The organism is Streptomyces sp. SAI-135, from assembly GCF_029893805.1.
Taxonomy (GTDB): domain Bacteria; phylum Actinomycetota; class Actinomycetes; order Streptomycetales; family Streptomycetaceae; genus Streptomyces.
This window is the reverse complement of sequence record NZ_JARXYP010000002.1, coordinates 1,500,196-1,523,085: the sequence shown is the minus strand read 5'-3', so window position 1 is coordinate 1,523,085 and position 22,890 is coordinate 1,500,196. Positions and strand designations below refer to the sequence as shown.

The following is a 22,890-nucleotide window of genomic DNA, read 5'->3' as shown; positions in this document are numbered from 1 at the left end:
ATACGCACCGAGGTGTCATGATGATTCCCGCGTGCCGTCTCGTGGATCTCCCCCGAGGCGAGGCCTACCGGCTCGACATCGATCCGCCGGTCTCGGTGTTCCACACCGACGACGGCGAGGTCTTCGCCATCGACGACACCTGCACCCATCAGGACGCCTCGCTCGCCGACGGCTGGCTGGAGGGCTGCGAGGTCGAATGCCCGCTGCACGCCTCGAAGTTCGACCTGCGCACGGGCGCCGTCGACGCCCCGCCGGCCAAGCGTCCGGTCCGCACCCACGAGGTCCACGTCGAGGACGGCATGATCTACGTCCGGCTGTCCCTGGACGCCCCCAACCTGCCGCCCTGTGTCGCGGCCCGGCTCGCCGGCGGACCCGCGTGAGGATGGTCGCCGTGGTCGGCGCCTCGCTCGCCGGACTCTCGGCGGCCCGCTCGCTGCGCGGACAGGGCTTCGACGGGCGGCTCGTGGTCATCGGCGACGAGCTGCACCGCCCGTACGACCGGCCCCCGTTGTCCAAGGAGTTCCTGGCCGGCTCCCTGGCCGAGACCGAACTCGCGCTGGAGCCGGACGACGAGGACCTGCGGGCCGAGTGGCTCCTCGGCGTCCGCGCCGTCGGCCTCGACGGCCCGCAGCGCGCCGTACGGCTCGCCGACGGCAGCGAGGTACGGGCGGACGGCGTCGTCATCGCGACCGGCGCCGCCGCCCGGACCCTGCCCGGCACGGACGGCCTGGCCGGGGTGCACACCCTGCGCACCCTGGACGACGCCCGTGCCCTGCGCGACGAACTGGCCCTCGGGGGACGGCTGGTGGTGATCGGCGGCGGTTTCATCGGCGCCGAGGTCGCCTCCACCGCGTACGCCCTCGGACTCGACGTGACCGTCGTGGAGGCGGCCCCCACCCCCCTGGCCGGACCGCTCGGCGAGACCATGGGCGGGATCGTCTCGGCCCTCCACGCCGACCATGGCGTACGGCTGCTGTGCGGGGTCGGCGTCCAGGGGCTGCGCGGCGTGAGCCGTGTCGAGGCCGTCCTGCTGGAGGACGGCCGCAGCATCCCCGCCGACACCGTGGTCGTGGGGGTCGGCGCCCGCCCCTGCGTCGAGTGGCTCGCGGGCTCCGGCCTGGAGCTCGCCGACGGTGTCAGGTGCGGCGCCGACGGCCGGACCGGTCTGCCCGGTGTGGTCGCGGTCGGGGACTGCGCCTCCTGGTACGACCCGCGCGCGGGCCTGCACCGCCGTGTCGAGCACTGGACCGGCGCCCGGGAGCGGCCCGACGCGGCCGTCACCGCGCTGCTGGCCGGCGGTGCGGTGGAACCGGGCGCGCCGAGGCCGCCGTACTTCTGGTCCGACCAGTACGGCGTGAAGATCCAGTTCGCCGGTCACGCGGCCGCCGCCGACAGCGTGACCATCGAGGAGGGCGCCCGGGACGATCGCAACGTCCTGGCCGTCTACCGGCGTTCCGGTCACCCGGTCGCCGTGCTCGGGATGAACCAGCCGCGGCTCTTCACGCGCTGGCGCAAGCAGCTCGCCGCAGCGGCCTGACAGCACCGCCGCTGCCGCTCCGTCCAGAACGCCGTCCGCTCTTCCCGGCGTGCACCACCGGCCCACGACGTTCCCCGAGGAGTGCACTGTGACCTCGACCAGCCTGCCCGACAGCCTGATCGCCACCCTTCCCGGCACCTCCTACACCGATCCCGGGCTCTTCGCGCAGGAGCAGGAGCGCATCTTCGAAGCGATGTGGTTCTGCGCCGTCCGCGCCTCCGACCTGCCCAGGCCCGGTGCTTTCCGGACCGTGGAGGTGGGCCGGGAGAGCATCCTGATCGCGCGTGCGCGGGACGGCTCGGTGCGCGCCTGGTTCAACGTCTGCCGTCATCGGGGCGCCAAACTGTGCACGGAGGAGTCCGGGGAGGTGAAGCGGGCCTTCCAATGCCCCTACCACGCCTGGACGTACGACCTGACGGGCAAGCTCGTGGCCGCGCCCAACCTGACGAAGATGCCGGACGTGGGCCGCACCGAGTACGGCCTGGCGAGCGTGGCGGTGCGCGAATGGCTCGGCTATGTGTGGGTGTGCCTGGCCGAGGACCCGCCGCCCTTCGAGGAGGTCGTCCAGGACGTGGTCGCGCGCCTCGGCGACACCGAGTCGATCGAGCACTACGACATCGCGGGGCTGGAGGTCGGCCGGCGGATCGTCTACGACGTCAGGGCCAACTGGAAGCTGATCGTCGAGAACTTCATGGAGTGCTACCACTGCGCGACGATCCATCCCGAACTCACCGAGGTGCTCCCGGAGTTCGCCGACGGGTACGCGGCGCAGTACTACGTCGGGCACGGCGCGGAGTTCGGCGAGGACGTCAGGGGCTTCACCGTCGACGGCTCGGAGGGGCTGGACCGGATCCCGGGGGTCTCCGCGGACCAGGACCGCAGGTACTACGCCATCACGGTGCGCCCGCAGGTGTTCATCAACCTCGTGCCCGACCATGTGATCTTCCACCGGATGTACCCGGTCGCCGCGGACCGCACCGTCGTCGAGTGCGACTGGCTGTACCTGCCGCACGTCGTGCAGAGCGGCAAGGACGTCAGCCGCTCGGTGGAGCTGTTCGACCGGGTCAACCGGCAGGACTTCGAAGCCTGCGAGCGCACGCAGCCCGGCATGCGCTCACGGCTGTACGCCAAGGGCGGGGTGCTGGTCCCCAGCGAGCACCACATCGCCGAGTTCCACGACTGGGTCCAGGCCCGGCTCGGGGCTCAGCCCAGGTAGCCCATCCGGTGGCTGATCTCCTCGGCACCCTTGACCAGGACCGGGGCGAGCTCGTGCAGGCGCTCCTCGGAGAGCCGGTACGCGGGCCCCGAGGCGCTGAGGGCCGCGATGACCTCCCCGTCCCGGTCGCGGACCGGCGCGGCCATGGCGTGCAGGCCGAGCTCCAGTTCCTCCAGGGCCCAGGCGTAACCCCGCTCCCGGGCCTCGGCGAGGTTCTTCTCCAGCTTGGTCTTCGCGGTGATGGTGCGCGGGGTGACCTTCTTCAGGCCGGTCTCGGTCAGCAGCGCGGCGCGCTCCTCGGCGGACAGGTGGGCCAGCAGGATCTTGCCGCTCGACGTGGCGTGCAGCGGGGTCAGCTGGCCGACCCAGTTCTGCGCGGTGACGGCACCCGGGCCGCGCACCTGGTAGAGGTTGACCGCGTACCGCTCCTGCATCACGGCGAGGTTCACGGTCTCGCCGATCTCCTCGGCGAGGTCCTCGCAGACCGGGCGGCTCTGCTGGGTGATGTCGATGCGCCCGGTGACCGCGCCGGCCAGGCGCACGATACCGAAACCGAGCCGGTACTTGCCGCGCTCACCCGCCTGTTCCACCAGGCCGCGCGCTTCCAGGGCGCCGAGGAGCCGGAAGGCGGTGGACTTGTGGACGTCGATCTCGGCGGCCACCTCACTGACCCCGGCCTCGCCGCGCTGGGCCAGGATCTCCATGACGTGAATGGCCCGGTCGACGGACTGCACTCCGCCGCTCGACGACCCTGTCGTTTCGTTATCCGGGTGGTAGTTGCTCACAACGCAACTATACGGCCGGTAAACAACAAGGACGTGAGTCTGTTTCGCGGACCCCGTGCATGTGTCGTGGAAGTTGCGCGCCTCGCAACCTGGTGCGTATCACGCTACTCGTACTAGCATGCCGCGCGTATCGACGGCGCGAGCGAGACGAGGCACCATGGCTCCTCAGCAGTACGACTTCGTCATCGTCGGTGGTGGATCGGCCGGCAGCGCACTGGCCAACCGGCTCTCCGCCGACCCGGGCAACCGGGTACTGGTCCTGGAGGCCGGCCGGCCCGACTACCCGTGGGACGTCTTCATCCACATGCCCGCGGCGCTGACCTACCCGATCGGCAGCCGCTTCTACGACTGGAAGTACGAGTCCGAACCCGAGCCGCACATGGGCGGGCGCCGCGTCTACCACGCCCGCGGCAAGGTGCTCGGCGGTTCCAGCAGCATCAACGGCATGATCTTCCAGCGCGGCAACCCCATGGACTACGAGCGCTGGGCCGCCGATCCCGGCATGGAGACCTGGGACTACGCGCACTGTCTGCCGTACTTCAAGCGCATGGAGAACTGCCTCGCGGCCGACCCCGACGACGAGTTCCGCGGCCATGACGGCCCGCTCGTCCTGGAGCGCGGCCCGGCCGACAACCCGCTCTTCGGCGCCTTCCTCAAGGCCACCGAGGAGGCGGGGTACCCGCCCACCGAGGACGTCAACGGCTACCGGCAGGAAGGCTTCGCCAAGTTCGACCGCAACGTCCATCGCGGACGCCGGCTCTCGGCCTCCAAGGCCTATCTGAAACCCGCCAGGAAGCGGCCCAACCTCACGGTCACCACCCGCGCCCTCGTCACCCGCGTCCTGTTCGAGGGCAAGCGGGCCGTCGGCGTCGAGTACCGGCGCGGCCGGGGCGCGCTCCAGCAGGTCCGCGCCAAGGAGGTGATCCTGTGCGGCGGCGCGATCAACTCCCCGCAGCTGCTCCAGCTGTCCGGCGTCGGCAACGCCGGGGAACTGCGCGCCCTCGGCATCGACGTCGTCCACGACCTGCCGGGCGTCGGCGAGAACCTCCAGGACCACCTGGAGGTGTACATCCAGTACGCCTGCAAGCAGCCCGTCTCCGTGCAGCCGTACCTCGCGAAGTGGCGCGCCCCCTTCATCGGCCTGCAATGGCTGTTCCGCAAGGGCCCGGCCGCCACCAACCACTTCGAGGCGGGCGGCTTCTGCCGCAGCAACGACGACGTGGACTACCCCAACCTGATGTTCCACTTCCTGCCGATCGCGGTCCGCTACGACGGCTCCGTGCCGGCCGGCGGCCACGGCTACCAGGTGCACGTGGGACCCATGTACTCCGACGCCCTCGGTTCCGTGAAGATCAGGAGCAGGGACCCGGAGGAGCATCCGGCGCTGCGTTTCAACTACCTGTCCACCGAACAGGACCGCCGCGAATGGGTCGAGGCCGTCCGCGTCGCGCGCAGGCTGCTCAACCAGCCCGCGCTGGCCCCCTACAACGGCGGGGAGATCTCGCCCGGACCGTCCGTCGAGACCGACGAGGAGATCCTCGCCTGGGTCGCCAAGGACGGCGAGACCGCCCTGCACCCCTCCTGCACCTGCAAGATGGGCACCGACGAGATGGCCGTCGTCGACCCGGCCGGCATGCGGGTGCACGGGGTCGAGGGGCTGCGGGTCGTCGACGCCTCGGTGATGCCCTACGTCACCAACGGCAACATCTACGCGCCGGTGATGATGATCGCGGAGAAGGCGGCCGACCTCATCCTCGGCAACCAGCCGCTCGCTCCCTCCGAGGCCGTGTACTACCGGCACCGGGACGCCCGCACCCAGGCCGGGTAACGCGGATTTTCCGCGGCGGAGCTTGTGCCGGAAACCGGCCGGGTGCGTGGTGCGCGCAAGGCGTCCGCGTGCCCAAACCGTCATCCCCCAACCCCTTGACGTGGGTTGCCGCATTCTCCAGAGTGTTCCACCACAAGCAATGCGATGCGTCATGCGCAACGAAATCGCTCGAAGGGCTCCCGACGTGGCAGACCTGTACGTGGACGGTGAATGGCGGGAGCCGGTGGCCGGAGGCCGCCGGGAGATCCGATGTCCCGCCGACGGCACGCTCTCCGCGACCGTCTCCGAAGGCAGCCGGGCCGACACCGAGGCGGCCCTCGCCGCCGCCCGCCGGGCCTTCGACGCAGGACCCTGGCCGCACACCCCCGAGCGGGACCGGGGCACCCTGCTGCTGCGCACCGCCGACCTGATCGAGCGCGACGCCAAGGAGTTCGCCCGCGCCGAGTCCCTCGACACCGGCAAGCGGCTGGTGGAGAGCGAGTACGACATCGCCGACGTCGTCTCCTGTCTTCGCTATTACGGCGGCCTCGGCGGCACCGACGCCGGCCGCGTGATCGACACCGGACGGGACGACGCCACAAGCCGCGTGGTCTACGAGCCGATCGGGGTCTGCGGACTGATCACACCCTGGAACTACCCTCTTCTGCAAGCGAGTTGGAAGGTCGCCCCGGCCCTCCTGGCCGGAAACACGATCGTCCTCAAGCCCAGTGAACTCACCCCCTCCACCTCGATCCTGCTCATGAAGGCGCTGGAGGAGGCCGGACTCCCCGCGGGTGCGGCCAACCTCGTCCTCGGCACCGGCCCCGAGGTGGGCGCACCGCTCGCCGAGGACCCCCGCGTCGACATGGTCTCCTTCACCGGGGGCGTGGAGACCGGCAAACGGATCATGGCCACCGCCGCCGCGACCGTGAAGAAGGTCGCCCTGGAGCTCGGCGGCAAGAACCCCAACGTCGTCTTCGCCGACGCCGACTTCGAGACGGCCGTGGACTTCGCGCTCACGGCCGTCTTCCTGCACTCCGGGCAGGTCTGCTCGGCCGGGGCCCGGCTGATCGTCGAGGACTCCCTGCACGACCGCTTCGTCGACGAGGTGGTCCGCCGTGCCCGGCAGATCCGCCTCGGCGGCCCCTTCGACCCCGAGGCCGAGACCGGGGCGCTGATCTCCGCCCAGCACCTGGCGAAGGTCGAGGCGTATGTCGCGGCCGGTGTGGCCGAGGGCGCCGTCCTGCGCTGCGGCGGCCGACGACCCGACGACCCCGCCCTGGCCAACGGCCACTACTACCCGCCCACCGTGCTCGACGAGTGCCGGCAGGACATGCGGGTGGTGCACGAGGAGTCCTTCGGGCCGGTCCTCACCGTCGAGCGCTTCACCGACGAGGACGACGCCGTGCGCATCGCCAACGACACCGAGTACGGCCTCGCCGGGGCGGTCTGGACGCAGGACGCCGGGAGGGCCCAGCGGGTCGCCCGCCGGCTGCGGCACGGCACCGTGTGGATCAACGACTACCACCCCTATGTGCCGCAGGCCGAGTGGGGTGGCTTCGGGCATTCCGGAGTGGGCCGGGAACTGGGACCGACCGGCCTCGACGAGTACCGCGAGCCCAAGCACATCTGGCAGAACATCCAACCCCGGCCGCAGCACTGGTTCCGCGGCTGAACGCCGAGAAGAGGTCGACCATGACCCCCACCAAGACCGAGGTGCCGCCGCGCCGCGGCACCCCCGAGGACGCGGCCCCCACGCCCGTCATATCCGTGCGCGGGCTGTGGAAGGTGTTCGGGCCGAAGGCGGACCAGGTACCGGCCTCCGAGGAGCTGCGCGGGCTCACCCGCCGCGAACTCATGGACCGCGCCGGCTGCACCGCCGCCGTGCGCGACGTGAGCTTCGAGGTCGCCCCCGGCGAGGTCTTCGTCGTCATGGGACTGTCCGGCTCCGGCAAGTCCACCCTGGTGCGCTGTCTGACCCGGCTGATCGAACCCACCGCCGGTGAGATCGTCTTCGAGGGCGAGGACATCCGGGACGCCGACGAGAAGCGGCTGCGGGAACTGCGGCGCAGCAAGTTCTCCATGGTCTTCCAGCACTTCGGTCTGCTGCCCCACCGCCGCGTCGTCGACAACGTGGCGTTCGGCCTGGAGATCCGCGGCATGGGCCGGGCCGAGCGCACCAGGCGGGCGCTGGAGGTCGTCGAACTCGTGGGCCTTTCGGGCTACGAGAACTCCTACCCCGACCAGCTCTCCGGCGGCATGCAGCAACGCGTGGGCCTGGCAAGGGCGTTGGCCGGCGATCCCGACGTCCTCCTCTTCGACGAGCCCTTCTCGGCGCTCGACCCGCTGATCCGCCGCGACATGCAGAACGAGGTCATCCGGCTGCACCACGAGGTCGGCAAGACCATGGTGTTCATCACCCACGACCTCTCCGAGGCGCTGAAGCTCGGCGACCGCATCCTCATCATGCGCGACGGCAGAACCGTCCAGTGCGGCACCGGTGACGAACTCGTCGGCGCCCCCGCCGACGACTACGTGCGCGACTTCGTCAAGGACGTGCCGCGCGGCGATGTGCTGACCCTGCGCTGGATCATGCGCCCGGCCACTGCCGAAGACCCGCTGGACGGCCCCGAGTTGGGGCCGGACGTCGTGGTGAAGGAGGCCACCCGCGCGGTGCTCGCGGCCGAGAAGCCCGTCAAGGTCGTCGAGAACGGCGAACTGCTCGGCATCGTCGGCGACGAGGAGATCCTCGCCGTGGTCGCCGGGCAGGAAGGCGACGCCTGATGACCGTCGCCATGGAGAAACCCGAGACCTCGGGGGAGGCGCGGCAGAGCGCACCCCCTCCGCCCGTCGCCCCCGTCCGCAGGATCAGCCGGTCCATGGTGATCGGCGCGATCCTCGTCGTCTGGCTCGTCCTGTTCGCCCTGCTGCGCGGACAGCAGACCCTGTCGCTCGCCGCGGCCGACCTCACCGATCTGCACCGCAGGCTCAACGACCTCAACGACTCCATCGGAGCCAACCGCAACTCCAACCCGCTGTTCCTGTACTTCTTCAACGAGATCCGGCTGGTCATCGACAACCTGGTGACCTTCGTGCAGGACCTGATCTCCCAGCCGTCCGGTGACCGCCCGCTCCCGCAGATCGGCTGGCTCGGCGTGGTCGGCCTCGCCGGGTACGTCTCCTGGGCGGTCGCCAACTGGCGGGTCGCGCTGCTGGCCGTGGCCGGCTTCACCTTCCTCGGGCTCCAGGGCCTGTGGCAGGAGAGCATGGACACACTGGCCCTGACCCTCTCCGCGGTCCTGGTGGCGCTGCTGTTCGCCCTCCCGCTGGGCGTGTGGGCGGGCCTGTCGGAGCGGGTCAACCGGATCGTCACCCCGTTCCTGGACTTCATGCAGACGATGCCGACCTTCGTCTACCTGGCGCCGCTGACCCTGTTCTTCCTCATCGGCGGTGCCTCCGCCACCATCGCCACCGTCATCTACGCCGCGCCCCCGGCCATCCGCATCACCGCGCACGCGATCCGGTCCGTGCCCGCGACGACGGTCGAGGCGGCCGACTCCCTGGGCGCCACCCGCCGGCAGTCGCTGCTCAAGGTGCTGCTGCCGATGTCCCGGCGGACCGTGGTGATGGGCGTCAACCAGACCATCATGGCCGCCCTGGCCATGGTGACCATCGCGGCCCTGATCGACGCCCCAGGGCTCGGCAAGACCGTCGTGCAGGCCCTCCAGTCGCTCGACGTCGGCACGGCCTTCAACGCGGGCCTCGCGATCGTCGTCATGGCGATCGTCCTGGACCGGGTCACCACCGCGGCGAGCGGACGCGCGGAGGCGGCCCGGCGCTCCGGCGGCCCGCTGCTCAAGTGGCGCCGGCACCTGCTGGTCGCCGGGGGAGCGGTGGCCGCCGTACTCGTCTATCTGTCGCACACCTACGTGTGGGCGGCCGAGTTCCCCGGCGACGGAAGCACCGGCAGCACCATCGCCAAGGCCGCCGACGACGTGACCACCTGGGCGCAGGACAACCTGTCCGGGCTGACCAACGGATTCCGTGACGTCATCACCAACGGACTCCTCAACCCGTTCCAGACCCTGCTGACCGACTCCCCGTGGTGGCTCGTGGGCGCGGCCCTCATCGGGATCGCCGTCGTGCTCGGCAGGTGGCGCGCGGGGATCACCACCGCCGTGTGCGTGGGCCTCCTGGTCGCCACCGGCGTGTGGTCGGACGCCATGACCACCCTGGCCTCGACCGTCGTGGCGACCGTGCTGGTCATGCTGCTCGGCGTGGTGATCGGGGTGTGGATGGGACGCAGCGCGCTGGTGGACCGGCTGGTCCGGCCCACCCTCGACGCGGCCCAGGTCATGCCGCCGTTCGTCTATCTCGTGCCGTTCCTCGCGCTGTTCGGCGCGACCCGGTTCACGGCCATCGTCGCCGCGATCGTCTACGCGGCCCCGGTCGCCATCAAGATCATCGCGGACGGGGTGCGGACCGTGCCCGCGACCACCGTCGAGGCGGCCACCTCCGCCGGGTGCAGCACCTGGCAGATCATCACGAAGGTCCAGCTGCCGATGGCCCGCAGTGCCCTGACCCTCGCGACCAACCAGGGGCTGATCTACGTGCTGGCGATGGTCGTCGTCGGCGGCCTGGTGGGCGCGGGCGCCCTCGGCTACGACGTGGTGGCCGGCTTCTCCCAGGGACAGCTGTACGGCAAGGGCCTGGCGGCCGGGCTCGCCATCGTCCTGCTGGGCGTCATGTTCGACCGGATCACTCAGGCAGCGGCTCGCCGCACCAGCGCATGAACGCCGTATCGGCGCACGATTAAGGAGCACCACACGATGGCAAGACACTGGCGAGCCGGCGCGGCCGGCCTGGCCGTCCTCGGCCTCACCCTCACGGCCTGCGGCGGCGCGAAGGTCGGCGACTCCTCGGAGGCCGGCGGTTCGGGCGGCTCCGGCAAGTGCGGCACCTTCAACCTCGCGGTCAACCCGTGGGTGGGCTACGAGGCCGACGCGGCGGTCGTCGCGTACGTCGCCGAGCACGACCTGAAGTGCAAGGTCACCAAGAAGGACCTCAAGGAGGAGATCGCCTGGCAGGGCTTCGGCACCGGCGAGGTCGACACCGTCCTGGAGAACTGGGGCCACGACGACCTGAAGAAGAAGTACATCACCCAGCAGAAGACCGCCGTGGAGGCCGGTTCGACCGGCAACAAGGGCATCATCGGCTGGTACGTGCCGCCGTGGCTGGCCAAGGCCCACCCGGACATCACCAACTGGAAGAACCTCAACAAGTACGCCGCGAAGTTCAAGACCTCGGAGTCCGGCGGCAAGGGTCAGCTCCTGGACGGCGACCCGTCCTACGTCACCAACGACGAGGCGCTGGTGAAGAACCTCAAGCTGGACTTCAAGGTGGTGTACGCGGGCAGCGAGACCGCGCTGATCCAGGCGTACCGCAACGCCGAGAAGAACAAGGAGTGGGTGATCGGCTACTTCTACGAGCCGCAGTGGTTCCTGTCCGAGGTGCCGCTGGTCAAGGTCGAGCTGCCCGCGTACAAGGCGGGCTGTGACGCCGACGCGGAGAAGATCGCCTGCGACTACCCCGTCTACGACCTCGACAAGATCGTCAGCGCCAAGTTCGCCAAGTCGGGCAGCCCGGCCTACGACCTGGTGAAGAAGTTCAACTGGACCAACGACGACCAGAACACCGTGGCCAAGTACATCGCGGTGGACAAGATGACGCCGGAGGCGGCGGCCAAGAAGTGGGTCGACGCCAACCGCGGCAAGGTCGACGCCTGGATCAAGTAACCCTGTCCGGAAGGCCCGGTGGTCGGTGCGCGCGGGTGCGTGCCGCCCACCGGGCCGTGCCGTTTTCCCGGGCGGTCGCCGGGCGTTCCCCGACGTCACAGGACCTCTTGACACCCACCGGCACGGCGGGCACATTGAGTTGCGCAGCCTGAATCGTGTTGCGTAAAAAGCAACTTAACCGGAGGTGCGGCGATGGCGGGACCCCGAGTGGTCATCATCGGAGCGGGCGTCGTCGGCGCGGCACTCGCCGACGAGCTCTCCGCGCGCGGCTGGACCGAGGTGACCGTGGTCGACCAGGGCCCGCTGCCCGCCACCGGGGGCTCCTCGTCGCACGCCCCGGGCCTGGTCTTCCAGGCCAACCCCTCCAAGACCATGACCGAGCTGGCCCGCTACACCGTCGAGAAGTTCTGCTCCCTCGACGTCGACGGACAGCCCTGCTTCCTCCAGGTCGGCGGACTGGAGGTGGCGACCACCCCGGAGCGCGTCACCGAACTCCACCGCCGGCACGGCTGGCTCACCGCCTGGGGCGTCGAGTCGCAGATCCTGACCGCCGACGAGTGTGTCGAGACGCACCCCCTGGTCAACCGCGAGCGGGTCCTCGCCGGCCTCCACATCCCCACCGACGGGCTCGCCAAGGCCGTCCTCGCCGTCGAGGCGCAGATCCGCCGGGCCACCGGGCGCGGAGTGACCTTCCTGGCCCGCCACGAGGTCCTGGACGTCCTCCGGGCCGACGGCGAGGTGACGGGCGTCCGCACCGACCAGGGGGACCTCCAGGCCGACATCGTCGTGTGCTGCGCCGGCATCTGGGGCCCGAGGATCGCCCGCATGGTGGGGATGAACCTCCCGCTGACCCCGCTCGCCCACCAACTCGCCTGGACCGGCCCGGTCCCGGCGCTCGCGGGCCAGACCGAGGAGGCGGTCCGCCCGATCCTGCGCCACCAGGACGCCGACCTCTACTACCGCGACCGCCACGACACCCTCGGCATCGGCTACTACGGGCACCGCCCCATGCCGATCACGGCCGACGACATCCTCTCCTTCGACGAGGCCGAGGAGATGCCGTCCGTCCTGAAGTTCACCGCGGACGACTTCGCCGACGCCTGGACCGAGACGCAGTCACTGCTGCCCGCGACGAAGGACGCCAAGGTCGAGGAGGGCATCAACGGCCTGTTCTCCTTCACCACCGACGGCCTGCCCCTGCTCGGCGAGTCCCCGGACGTCAAGGGCTTCTGGGTCGCCGAGGCCGTCTGGGTCACCCACTCCGCCGGCGTCGGACGGGCCGTCGCCGAATGGCTCGTCGACGGCCACTGCTCCTCCTTCGACCTCCACGAGTGCGACGTCAACCGCTTCGAGCCGCACCAGCTCTCCCCGGAGTACGTCCTCGCCCGCGACTGCCAGAACTTCGTCGAGGTCTACGACATCCTCCATCCACTGGAGCCGGCCGGAGACCCGCGCCCGATCCGCACCAGCCCCTTCCACACCCGCCAGCAGGAACTCGGCGCCTTCTTCCTGGAGGCGAACGGCTGGGAGCGGCCGCACTGGTACGAGGCCAACGCGGGCTTGGTGCAAGGCCGTTCGATCCTCACCCCCAACGACTGGGCCGCGCGGTACTGGTCCCCGATCGTCGGCGCCGAGGCCCAGACCACCCGCGAGACCGTCGCGATGTACGACATGACCGCCCTCAAGCGCCTGGAGGTGAGCGGGCGGGGAGCGGCCGACCTCCTGGAGCGGCTGTGCACCGGCAAGGTCGCCAAGTCCGTCGGTTCGGTGACGTACACCCTGCTGCTCGACCACGACGGCGGCATCCGCAGCGACATCACCGTCGCCCGGCTCGCCCCCGACCTCTTCCAGGTCGGCGCCAACGGCAACCTCGACCTCGACTGGTTCACCCGCCACCTCCCCGCCGACGGCACCGTCCAGGTCCGTGACATCACCCCGGGCACCTGCTGCATCGGCCTGTGGGGGCCGCTCGCCCGGGACGTCCTCCAGCCGCTCGCGGACGAGGACTTCTCGGCGACGGGCCTGAAGTACTTCCGCGCCAAGCGCGCCCACATCGGGTCCGTCCCGGTGACCGCCATGCGCCTCTCCTACGTCGGCGAGCTCGGCTGGGAGCTGTACACCACGGCCGACCTCGGCCGGAAGCTGTGGGACACGCTCTGGCGGGCGGCGCAGCCGCTGGGCGGCATCGCGGCCGGCCGGGGCGCCTTCAACAGCCTCCGCCTGGAGAAGGGTTACCGCTCCTTCGGCACTGACATGACCTACGAGCACGACCCGTACGAGGCCGGGGTCTCCTTCGCGGTGAAGGCCGACAAGGACGACTTCGTCGGCAAGGCCGCGCTGGAGCGCCGCAGGGCCGACGTGCGGCGGAGGTTGACCTGCCTGACCATCGAGGACCCGCGGGCCGTCGTGATGGGCAAGGAGCCGGTGTACGACGGGCGCCGGGCGGTCGGGTACGTCACCAGCGCGGCCTTCGGCTACACGATCGGCAAGGGCATCGCCTACGCCTGGCTGCCGGCGGAGCTCGCCGTCCCCGGGACCTCGCTGCACATCGGTTACTTCGACCAGCGGGTGGCGGCGGTCGTGGCCGAGGAGCCGCTGTTCGACCCGGCGATGTCCCGCCTCCGGGGGTGAGCAGGGCACAGGCGGACGCCGTACGGGAGGACACCTGAGGGCAGCACCCGGGGCTCTGCGGCGGCCAGGGCGTCCCGGAGGCCGGGAGCCGCACGGCGGGTCCGCAGGGCCGGGGCCACCAGCGTACGAGGCGGCTCGGGCAATCGGGGTCCACGTAACCGGGCGCCCGGGACGAGCGGCGTCCGCGGTGCCCCGGGAGTCCCCGGCGGCCGGCGCGTCTCGGAGGCCGGGAGCCGGGAGCTGTGAGGCGGTCCGAAGTATCGGGGCCATCGCCGTCCGGGGCGACCCGGGTGCCCCGGACGAGCGGCGTCCGCGGTGCCCCAGGAGTCCGCGGCGGTCGGCGCGTCTCGGAGGCCGGGAGCCGGGAGCTGTGAGGCGGTCCGAAGTATCGGGGCCATCGCCGTCCGGGGCGACCCGGGTGCCCCGGACGAGCGGCGTCCGCGGTGCCCCCGGCGAGCGGTGTCAGCCCAAGTGGCCGAGTCGGCGGCTGAGTTCGTCGGCGCCCTCCACCAGCACCGGTGCCAGTTCGTGCATCCGCTCCTCGGTGAGCCGGAAGGCGGGACCGGAGGCGGTGAGGGCGGCGACGACCTTGCCGTCGCGGGAACGCACCGGCGCCGCCATCGCGTTGAGGCCCTCCTCGTACTCCTCCACCGTCATCGCGTAGCCCTGCTCACGGACCCGGGCCAGCTCCGCCTCCAGCTCCTGCCGGGAGGTCAGCGTGCGCGCCGTCATCCGTTCCAGGCCGGCCGCGGCGACGAGCTCGTCCCGGCGGGTGTCCGGGAGGTGGGCGAGCAGGACCTTGCCGCTCGACGTGCAGTGCATCGGCGTCAGCCGGCCGACCCAGTTCTGCGCGGTGATGGCCGACTGGCCGCGCACCTGGTCGAGGTTGATCACGTGATGGGACTCCAGGACCGCGATGTTCATCGTCTCGCCCAGTTTGTCGGCGAGGCGCTCGCAGATCCCGCGGCCGTGCTTGGTGACGTCGATGCGCCCGGTGACCGCCCCGGCCAGCCGCACGATGCCGAAGCCGAGGCGGTACTTGCCGCGCTCGCCCTCCTGCTCGACCATCCCGTGCGCCTCCAGCGCGCCGAGCAGACGGAACGCGGTGGACTTGTGGACGTCGATCGCCTCGGCCACTTCGCTGACGCCTGCCTCGCCGCGCTGCGCGAGGATCTCCAGCACGGTGACGGCCCGGTCGACGGACTGCACCCCGCCGCCGGACGTGCCCCCGGACTCGGTGCCGTAGCTGCTCATGGCGGAACCCTATGCGAACAGGTCGGCGCTGGTCAGCGGAAGACCACCGTGCGATGGCCGTTGATCATGACGCGGCTCTGGCAGTGCCACTCCACGGCCCGGGCGAGGACCTGTGCCTCGACGTCCCGGCCCAGGGTGACCAGACTCTCGGGGCTCTGCGCGTGGTTCACGCGGATCACGTCCTGCTCGATGATGGGCCCCTCGTCGAGGTCCGGGGTGACGTAGTGGGCCGTGGCCCCGACGAGCTTGACACCCCGCTCGTGCGCCTGGACGTAGGGCCGCGCGCCCTTGAAGCTCGGCAGGAACGAGTGGTGGATGTTGATCGCCCGGCCCTCCAGCTGCTTGCACAGGTCGTTCGACAGGATCTGCATGTAGCGGGCGAGGACCACGAGGTCGATGTCGAGCCGGTCGACCAGTTCGAGCAGCCGCGCCTCCGCGTCCGCCTTGGTCTCCGGGGTCACCGGCACATGGTGGAAGGGGATGCCGTAGCTCTCGGCGAGCGGGGCGAAGTCGCGGTGGTTGGAGACGATCGCCGGCACCTCGATGTCGAGTGCGCCGGTGCGCTGCCGGAAGAGCAGGTCGTTGAGGCAGTGGCCGAACTTCGACACCATGATCAGGGTGCGGGTCGGGGTGCCCGCGGGCCGCAGCTGCCAGGTGATCCGGTACGCCTCGGCGACGGGTGCGAAGCCGGACCGCAGATCCTCCAGGGTGGTGTCCGGGTCCGAGACGTCGAAGTGGACCCGCATGAAGAAACGGTCCTGGAGCCGGTCGTCGAACTGCTGGCTCTCCTGGATGTTCCCGGAGTGCCGGACCAGGAAGCCGGTGACGGCGTGGACGAGTCCGGAGCGGTCCGGGCAGGACAGGGTGAGGACGAACTCGCGGTCGGGTTGCGGTCGAAGAGACACGGAGTCCTCCCGATGGCTGCGTATTACGCAACAGTGCGACTGATACGCAACATGGTCCCGGTTGGGGCGGCCGTCGGTCAAGGGGTGGCCCGGGTGCGGCCGGAGGGGCACTGCGATGCTTGTGTGACCGGTCACACGCGTGTGAAGATGGCGGGCGTCACATCGGGGCGGCGGGGGACACGGCTGGTCGCCCACCCTTCCCGCACGTCCAACCGCCCGGAAGGGAAGGCGCGTTGACCGCACTCGTCGGCACACCCGAGGAAACCCGCCTCTGGTCGCATCCCGAACTCGGGCTCCAGGCCGTCCTGGACGCCACGGGGTCGGTCCGGCTGGGCGCGCCCGACGGGGACCGGGCCGCTCTGGTGCCGTTGGTCGAGGTCACCGCCACCGGGCACGGACGACTGTGGTCGGGGGAGCGTTTCGTCGAGACCGCGATCGGCGACCGGCTGGCCTACCGCGGCCATGACACGGTCCGGGACGGAAACCGTGAGCGTACGACGATCCGGCTGGCGGATCCCGAGACCGGCCTGGTCGCCGAGGTGCTGCTGGAGACGGCCACCGGCGCCGGTTTCCTGCGCTCGCAGGTACGTCTGGTCAACGAGGGCGGCGCCCCGCTGCGGTTGGAGAGCGTGAGCACCCTGACCCTCGGCGGCATCACCGACGCGGACGGCGGCCTGGACGGGCTGACCCTGCACTGGGCGGACAACGACTGGCTCGCCGAATGCCGGTGGCGCAAGGCCCCGTTCCGGGAGCACGTCGTGCCGCTGAGCCGGTTCGCGCACGGGCACGAGGGGCGCGGCTGCTTCGAGCGCTGCTCGCAGGGGAGCTGGTCCACCGGCCGTCATCTGCCGATGGGGGCGCTCACCGACCGTTCGGGGCGGGCCTGGCTGTGGCAGATCGAGTCCAGCGCGGGCTGGCGCTTCGAGACCGGCGAACGTGAGAGCGCGGCCTATGTCGCCCTGTTCGGCCCCGACGACGCCCACCACCAGTGGTGGCACACCCTCGCGCCCGGCGAGGACTTCCGCACCGTGCCCGCGGTCCTGGTCCGCGGCGGGGCCGGCGGTCTCGACACCGCCTTCGGCGAACTCACCGACTACCGCAGGCTGATCCGCCGCGACCACCCCGACCACCGCACCCTGCCGGTGATCTACAACGACTACATGAACACCCTGATGGGCGACCCGACCACCGCGAAGCTTCTGCCGCTCGTCGCGTCGGCGGCCAGGGCCGGCGCCGAGGTCTTCGTGATCGACGCGGGGTGGTACGACGACGACGCGCAGGGCTGGTGGGACGCCGTCGGCGCGTGGGAGCCCGCCCGGGGGCGTTTCCCCGGCGGCATCCAGGAGGTGCTGGACGCGATCCGGGACCACGGCATGGTCCCGGGACTGTGGCTGGAGCCCGAAGTCGTGGGTGTGCGCAGCCCGTTGGCGCAGAGCCTGCCGCCCGAGGCGTTCTTCCGGCGCGGCGGACTGCGCGTGACGGAACACGGGCGCCACCACCTGGACCTGCGCCACCGGGCCGCCCGGGCCCACCTCGACGCGGTGGTGGACCGGCTGGTCGGGGAATGGGGTGTCGGGTACCTCAAGCTCGACTACAACATCAACACCGGACCCGGCACGGAGAACGGCCCGGAGAGCCCCGGTGCCGGCCTGCTCGGCCATCACCGCGCCCACCTCGACTGGATGTCCGGCCTCCTGGACCGGCACCCCGGCCTGGTCCTGGAGAACTGCGGCTCGGGCGGTCTGCGCATGGACTACGCCCAACTCGCCGTCGCCCAGCTCCAGTCCACCAGCGACCAGCAGGACCCCCTGCGCTACCCGCCCGTCGCCGCGGCCGCCGCCACCGCGGTGACCCCCGAACAGGCCGCGGTGTGGGCCTACCCGCAGCCCGAGCACACCGCCGACCGCATCGCCTTCGTCCTCACCGGCGCGCTGCTGGGCCGGATCCATCTCTCCGGCTTCCTGGACCGCATGAGCGAGGAGCAGTTCGACCTCGTACGGTCGGCGGTCCGGGTGTACAAGGACATCCGGCCGAAGATCGCCGAGGCCCGCCCCCTGTGGCCGCTGGGCCTGCCGGGCTGGGAGGACGCCTGGCTCGCCCACGGTCTGCGGGGGCGCGACGCGACGTACCTCGCGGTGTGGCGGCGGGAGCGGCCCGGCGCCCCGGAGAGCCGTACGCTCCCCCTTCCCCATCTGCGGGGCCTCGACCTGCGCCCCGAGGTCCTCCAGCCGACCACGGCCGACGCCACGGCGGAGTGGGACCCGGTCGAGGGAAGGCTCACCGTCGGTCTGCCGCGCCCCGACACGGCCGTACTTCTCGCGCTGGCCGGGACCGCGTGAGCGCCCGGACCGCTCAGTCCCTGGCACCCCGCCGATCCTCGGTGAACTCGGACATCGGGCACCCTCGGCACCGCCCTGCACGGCCCCGGCTCCCTGCTCATCGGCATCGAGCGGGCGGCGCGGGACGCGGGATACGCGCTCCGGGTCGTCAACACCCTGGAGGGTGATCCGGCGGGCGCCGCCGGGGCCGTGGAGTCCGTCCTCGCACAGGGCGTGGACGGCATCGTCGTGTCCGAACCCCTCGACGAGGGTTCGGTGTCGCTGAGTGTCGATGTCCCGGTCCTGGTCCTCGGGGCGCCCGCGGCCTTCGGTGGCCCACGGACCGTGGGCGCGGGCGTCGGCGCCGAGTCGCCGGCCCGGGTCGCCACGGAACACCTGCTGGACCTCGGCCGCACACGGTCCATCACCTGGCGGATCCGCAGCGGTGATTCGCCGCCCGGGACCGTCTCCAGGGCTGGCACGCGGCGCTCGGCTTCGACGACATTCCCGTCTCCGCCTACGTCACCCCCCGCTGACCACTGTCCGCCAGCCCTTCGACGCCGTCGCCCGGGAAGGGCTCCGGCTCCTTGTGCAAACCATCGAGAAACCGGACGCCGAGCCGGCACCGGCGGGCGACCCACCGGTCGAACTCGTCGTACGCGCCTCCAGGCACCCCCGCCGACGGGCGGCCGGCGTCCGGCCCCCGGCGCACGCGACCACCACCGGCCGACCCGGGCTTCCCGGGGCCCGGAGAGGAGCCCGAGCCGGGCTCGGCCCCGTTGTCTGTTTCGCGGACCTGCAAGAGGGCCGCCGGCCGGCCTTCGGTACCGGCGGCGCTGCCGGGGCGCCGCCGGTACCGCTCACCTCACCGCACCTGACGCGCGTACGGCGCCACCGTGATCCGGTCGATCAACGGCGCGTACCGGGAGCGGAGCAGTACGCCGGGGAAGGTGTCCGAGGCGTAGGTCGTGCCGTCGAAGTTCGGCAGCTCCTCGGAGCGGAAGCCGATCGTGTTCTGTCCCTTCTTCAGGGTGACTGGGACGGTGAGCTCCCAGAAGTTGTTCTCGTGGAAGCTGTGCGGGAAGCCGACCCGCCGCAGATCCCCGCCGTTGACGGTGATGTCGGCGTGGCGGGCCAGCGGGTCCGGGTTGTAGTGGGTGGCCTCGGACTGCTCGGGACTGGAGTAGCGGATCCGCAGCGCGTACAGGCCGGCCCGGTCCGCGCTGACGGTGAAGGTGGCCGTGTTGCCGTTGCCCGGGGCGCCGCCCACGCCGGTGATCGCCGTACCGCCGGTGGCCAGCGAGAGCGGGGTGAGCGTGGCCGAGCCCGCGAGCACCGCGTCCTGTGCCTCGTACGTACGGGCCGTCAGCGCGCCCTCGGTCGGGGTGACCGTGAGCCGGTCGACCAGGGTGGCCGACGAACCGCCCGTCACCGTCACCTTGTTGACGCCGCCGGAGAGGGAGACGGCGACGCGGTCGCGGTCCTTGGCCAGGCTCAGGACGTCGTGGCCGTTGACGGAGAGCCGGGCGCCGGTGCCGCCGAGGGTGTCGACCTTGAGCGTGGCCTCACGGTCGGCGGGGGAGTACACCCAGAACGTGGCCGTCTGGCCCTTGGCGAGCCGGGCCGCGCCCGAGCCGGAGCCCGGCACGTCGTAGACGGGCTGTGCGCCCGAGCCCAGCCAGGCCAACTCGCCCTCGTACACCCGTGTGCCGGCCGAGGCGCCCGGCAGGGACAGGGTGAGGCGGTCGACGATCGCGTCCCCCTTCGTCACGCGCCTGCCGTCCAGGCTCTTCGCCGCGAGCGTCAGGGTGTGCTTGCCCTTGGTGAGCTGCACCTTGGTGTCGGTGTGGTCCCACACCACCCACTTGTAGCCGAGCGGCAGGTACAGCTGCTGCTCGCTGCCGGCCTGGCCGTCCACCCGCAGGAAGACGTCGGTGGGCCCCTGTTCCTTCACCTTGTCGAAGGTGTTGAGGGAGTTGGCGAAGACGCTCAGGTCGTAGGTGCCGTCCTCGGGCACGTCCACCGTGAAGTCGAGCGTGACGTCCGAACCGGTGCGCAGCCCGCCCACGTCGTAGCCGCCGGAGGTGTAGAACTTCGACACGTCGGAGGTGGAGCCCTCCGGGCCGTTCCTGGAGTAGCCGGACCCGGTGTGGGCGGCGTCCTCCGCCTCGTAGGAACCCTGCCAACGCACCGGCGGGGACTGGGTCTTCGTCGCCTTCCCGGCCGGGGTGAGGGCGATCTCGTACGCCGAGGACTCCTTCAGCGTCGGCAGCGTGCCGTCACCGAAGTCGACGGTGACCGTCCCGTCGTCCGCGACCTTCAGGTTCGTCTCGGTGAGCAGCTTCGGGCCGGAGCTGTCGCCGATCTGTCCGCTCCACTCGATCTCCCGCACCCAGGCGTGCACGTGCGTGCCGAAGAGCTTCCTCGGGACGCCCGCGAAGGTGATGTGACCCTTGCCGGTGGAGCCGCCGAAGATCAGCCGGGCCTGCTTCTTCTTCTCGTCCAGCGTGGCCACGCCCTGCATGGTGTAGTTCTGGCCGGGGAACGGCGGGGTCACCGACACCGTGTGCCCGCTCATCGAGGCGTACGAGTTCAGCAGCCACCACTGGCCGTTGCCGCGGTTGGACTGCACCGCCGAGTCGGAGAGGTTGCCGTCGATGTTCCAGTAGGCGATGTCGGCGTCCACCTTGGACTCCTCGATCGCGGACACCCACTGGATCATCTGGCCGGGCACCGAGGTGTGGTAGTTGAAGGCGTACTCGTTGATGTTGACGGGGAGTCGGGAGCCCTCGCGGTCGGTGCCCTTGAACAGCTCCTTCTCCCACGCCCGGTACTTGGCGACGCTCGCGCGCACCGCCTCCGGGTGGCTCAGCTCGTGCCAGGTGATGACGTCCGGGAGGGTGCCGGCGGCCAGGGCGTGGGTGAGGAAGCCCTTCACCTGGTCGTACAGGACGCTGGTGTTGGGACCGGCGATCCGCGCGTCGGGCATCTTGCCCTTGATCAGTCTGTACGCGGAGTCCCAGGCGGCGAAGTAGTCGGCGGGGTCGCTCAGCCAGCTGACCTTGTCGTAACTCCACTGCCCGGTGCCGAACATGTTGCCCTCGGGCTCGTTGAACGGCACGAAGACGACGTTGTCCTGGTACTGCTTCGGCAGCTGGAGCACCTGGTCGACCTGCTTGGCGATCTTCTCCTCGTAGAGCCGGAGCTTCTCCGCGGGGGTGTCGCCGGGCCACTCGTAGGGGAAGCCGCGGTGGATGTCGGTCATGTAGATGTACACGTCGCCGTCGGTGGAGTCGGCGAGCGGCCGCACCACGTCGAGCGCGTCGGCACCGGGGTGCTGCGGGCCGTCCTGGGCCTTGGTGGAGACCGTGCGCAGGCCCATGCCCTCGATGAGGTTGTTGGTGGGGACGTCCGGTCCGTACACCCCGTAGAGGGTGCCGGAGGCACCGCCGTGGAACGCGCCGGTGTCCGAGCCGAGGTCGACGGTGAGCTGCCCCTCGCGGACCACGGTGACGGTCGCCTCCACGGCCCTTCCGGAAGCCGTTCCCGCCACGGTGAAGGTCCCCGGCCGGGCGTACTTCTCGGGCGGTACGGCGTCCCAGACGACGGGTGTGTCGCGGTCGTAACCGTCGGAGAAGGTGGCGCGGACGGCGGCCGGCAGGGCCGGGGCGGTCCCGTCGGTCGTACGGACGTCGAAGGAGGTTCTCGTCAGGTCCTGGAGGACCGGCACGGTCCCGACCAGGCCCGCCACCTGCTCGGCGGTGAGCGCCGAGTGCCACACGGCGAAGTCGTCGACGGCCCCCTTGAGGAGCGGGTCGGGATAGAGGGACTTGCCTATGTAGCCGGCGGCGGTCGCCGAGGAGCTCAGCAGGTCCCTGGCCTTGATGGCGGTCGCGGCGGAGGAGACCGCCACGCCGTCGAGGTAGGTGGTGAGCCGGCCCGCGGCGGTGTCCAGGGTCACGGTAACCGTGCGCCAGGTGTCCGCGGGCAGTGCCGCGTAACCGCGCACCTGCGCCTCCGCGCCGCCTCCGCCGGTGGTCACGGAGGTCTGGAACAGCCCGCTGCCGTTGTACGGCGTGCTGAAGAGGTACCTGGTGGTGTCGGTGCCCAGGTCGAAGATGCGCTGCCAGGACGCGGTGTCGCCGCTCCACTTCACCCGGGCGGAGACGGTCAGGTCGCTCGCGTCGCCGACCACTTCGCGGGGCAGCCGGACGTAGGCACCGTCGGAGGTGGGGGCTCCGCCGGGCAGGGACAGCGCCGTGCCGCCGTCCGGGCCGGCCACGGACCGGGCGGTCGCGCCGTTCACCAGACTCGCGGTGAGGCCGTTGCCGGAGCTGTCGGTGATCCTTCCGGAGGCGAGGTCGTCCTGGTCGAAGGTGTAGCGGGCGACGGGCCCGGGTGTCCCTGCCGCCTGCGCGGGCACGGCGGGTGCGGCCAGCAGGCCCGCGCCGAGGGCCAGCGCCATGGCGGCCGGCGCCCGGCGGCGCGTGGATCTGTCAGCGGATGACATCGATGCGTCCTCAATCGTCGGGGAACGAGTGCGGGTCGGCCCGCCTCCGGAGCCGTCGAACCGATTCGATCCGGACAGGTGCGGGCGCAAGAGGCCGGTGCGGGGACAGTGGCTGGGGCGGCTCTGTGTCGG

At 71.2% G+C, this 22,890-nt stretch carries 14 protein-coding genes and 1 pseudogene; 11 read left to right on the top strand and 4 right to left on the bottom strand.

The annotated features are described in order from the left end of the window. Nucleotides 1-17 precede the first annotated feature (17 nt). From M2163_RS11245 to M2163_RS11235, 3 genes are all read left to right on the top strand, one after another. A complete protein-coding gene (locus M2163_RS11245) occupies nucleotides 18-380 on the top strand; it encodes a bifunctional 3-phenylpropionate/cinnamic acid dioxygenase ferredoxin subunit (RefSeq protein ID WP_037710117.1) in 363 nt (120 codons plus the stop codon). Next, nucleotides 377-1,537 (top strand): FAD-dependent oxidoreductase, encoded by a 1,161-nt coding sequence (locus M2163_RS11240; protein WP_280893889.1) that lies wholly within the window; start codon nucleotides 377-379, stop codon nucleotides 1,535-1,537. Before M2163_RS11245 ends, M2163_RS11240 begins: the two co-directional genes overlap by 4 nt. Before the next feature lie 88 nt (nucleotides 1,538-1,625). Then, nucleotides 1,626-2,753, top strand: coding sequence for an aromatic ring-hydroxylating dioxygenase subunit alpha (locus M2163_RS11235; protein WP_280893888.1), 1,128 nt, complete (start codon nucleotides 1,626-1,628; stop codon nucleotides 2,751-2,753). On the opposite strand, the gene M2163_RS11230 is transcribed toward M2163_RS11235, so the two are convergent. Next, nucleotides 2,741-3,487, bottom strand: a complete 747-nt coding sequence (locus M2163_RS11230) for an IclR family transcriptional regulator (protein ID WP_280854263.1) — start codon at nucleotides 3,485-3,487, stop codon at nucleotides 2,741-2,743. The two genes, M2163_RS11235 and M2163_RS11230, sit on opposite strands and share 13 nt — an antisense overlap. Nucleotides 3,488-3,695: 208 nt before the next feature. On the opposite strand from M2163_RS11230, the gene betA reads away from it, so the two are divergent. From betA to M2163_RS11200, 6 genes are all read left to right on the top strand, one after another. After that, a complete protein-coding gene (gene betA / locus M2163_RS11225; RefSeq protein ID WP_280893887.1) occupies nucleotides 3,696-5,366 on the top strand; it encodes a choline dehydrogenase in 1,671 nt (556 codons plus the stop codon). Nucleotides 5,367-5,550: 184 nt separating this feature from the next. Beyond that, entirely contained in the window at nucleotides 5,551-7,020 is a 1,470-nt protein-coding gene (locus tag M2163_RS11220) for an aldehyde dehydrogenase family protein (RefSeq protein ID WP_280893886.1), read from the top strand. Nucleotides 7,021-7,040: 20 nt separating this feature from the next. After that, the gene (locus M2163_RS11215) at nucleotides 7,041-8,129 is read left to right on the top strand and encodes a glycine betaine/L-proline ABC transporter ATP-binding protein (RefSeq protein WP_280852926.1); all 1,089 of its coding nucleotides are present in this window, start codon (nucleotides 7,041-7,043) and stop codon (nucleotides 8,127-8,129) included. Then, complete coding sequence (locus M2163_RS11210) at nucleotides 8,129-10,138, top strand: ABC transporter permease subunit (protein WP_280893885.1); 2,010 nt, start codon at nucleotides 8,129-8,131, stop codon at nucleotides 10,136-10,138. The genes M2163_RS11215 and M2163_RS11210 overlap by 1 nt, the downstream gene beginning before the upstream one ends. Before the next feature lie 36 nt (nucleotides 10,139-10,174). Continuing rightward, complete coding sequence (locus M2163_RS11205) at nucleotides 10,175-11,140, top strand: ABC transporter substrate-binding protein (RefSeq protein WP_280852928.1); 966 nt, start codon at nucleotides 10,175-10,177, stop codon at nucleotides 11,138-11,140. A 192-nt stretch (nucleotides 11,141-11,332) separates the two neighbouring features. After that, nucleotides 11,333-13,771: an FAD-dependent oxidoreductase gene (locus tag M2163_RS11200; RefSeq protein WP_280893884.1), complete on the top strand. Its 2,439-nt coding sequence runs from the start codon at nucleotides 11,333-11,335 to the stop codon at nucleotides 13,769-13,771. 462 nt (nucleotides 13,772-14,233) lie between these two features. Here M2163_RS11200 and M2163_RS11195 read toward each other — a convergent pair whose 3' ends face one another. Together M2163_RS11195 and purU are read right to left on the bottom strand one after the other, a co-directional pair. Beyond that, nucleotides 14,234-15,025 carry an IclR family transcriptional regulator gene (locus M2163_RS11195; RefSeq protein ID WP_280852930.1) on the bottom strand — a complete coding sequence of 264 codons (792 nt, stop codon included), beginning with the start codon at nucleotides 15,023-15,025 and terminating at the stop codon, nucleotides 14,234-14,236. Nucleotides 15,026-15,057: 32 nt separating this feature from the next. Beyond that, nucleotides 15,058-15,930, bottom strand: coding sequence for a formyltetrahydrofolate deformylase (purU, locus tag M2163_RS11190; RefSeq protein ID WP_280852931.1), 873 nt, complete (start codon nucleotides 15,928-15,930; stop codon nucleotides 15,058-15,060). Between the two features lie 233 nt (nucleotides 15,931-16,163). On the opposite strand from purU, the gene M2163_RS11185 reads away from it, so the two are divergent. Together M2163_RS11185 and M2163_RS11180 are read left to right on the top strand one after the other, a co-directional pair. After that, nucleotides 16,164-18,269, top strand: a complete 2,106-nt coding sequence (locus M2163_RS11185) for a glycoside hydrolase family 36 protein (protein WP_280893883.1) — start codon at nucleotides 16,164-16,166, stop codon at nucleotides 18,267-18,269. Between the two features lie 45 nt (nucleotides 18,270-18,314). Continuing rightward, nucleotides 18,315-18,915, top strand: a pseudogene (locus M2163_RS11180) (substrate-binding domain-containing protein); the annotation flags it as partial. 198 nt (nucleotides 18,916-19,113) lie between these two features. On the opposite strand, the gene M2163_RS11175 reads toward M2163_RS11180, so the two are convergent. Then, nucleotides 19,114-22,713 (bottom strand): LamG-like jellyroll fold domain-containing protein, encoded by a 3,600-nt coding sequence (locus M2163_RS11175; RefSeq protein WP_280897246.1) that lies wholly within the window; start codon nucleotides 22,711-22,713, stop codon nucleotides 19,114-19,116. Nucleotides 22,714-22,890: the final 177 nt, after the last annotated feature.

Coding starts and splice junctions, on each gene's coding strand:
- M2163_RS11245 (WP_037710117.1), top strand. CDS start 18: ATGATGATTCCCGCGTGCCGTCTCGTGGATCTCCCCCGAGGCGAGGCC.
- M2163_RS11175 (WP_280897246.1), bottom strand. CDS start 22,713: ATGGCGCTGGCCCTCGGCGCGGGCCTGCTGGCCGCACCCGCCGTGCCC.
- M2163_RS11215 (WP_280852926.1), top strand. CDS start 7,041: ATGACCCCCACCAAGACCGAGGTGCCGCCGCGCCGCGGCACCCCCGAG.
- M2163_RS11200 (WP_280893884.1), top strand. CDS start 11,333: ATGGCGGGACCCCGAGTGGTCATCATCGGAGCGGGCGTCGTCGGCGCG.
- M2163_RS11205 (WP_280852928.1), top strand. CDS start 10,175: ATGGCAAGACACTGGCGAGCCGGCGCGGCCGGCCTGGCCGTCCTCGGC.
- betA (WP_280893887.1), top strand. CDS start 3,696: ATGGCTCCTCAGCAGTACGACTTCGTCATCGTCGGTGGTGGATCGGCC.
- M2163_RS11210 (WP_280893885.1), top strand. CDS start 8,129: ATGACCGTCGCCATGGAGAAACCCGAGACCTCGGGGGAGGCGCGGCAG.
- M2163_RS11195 (WP_280852930.1), bottom strand. CDS start 15,025: ATGAGCAGCTACGGCACCGAGTCCGGGGGCACGTCCGGCGGCGGGGTG.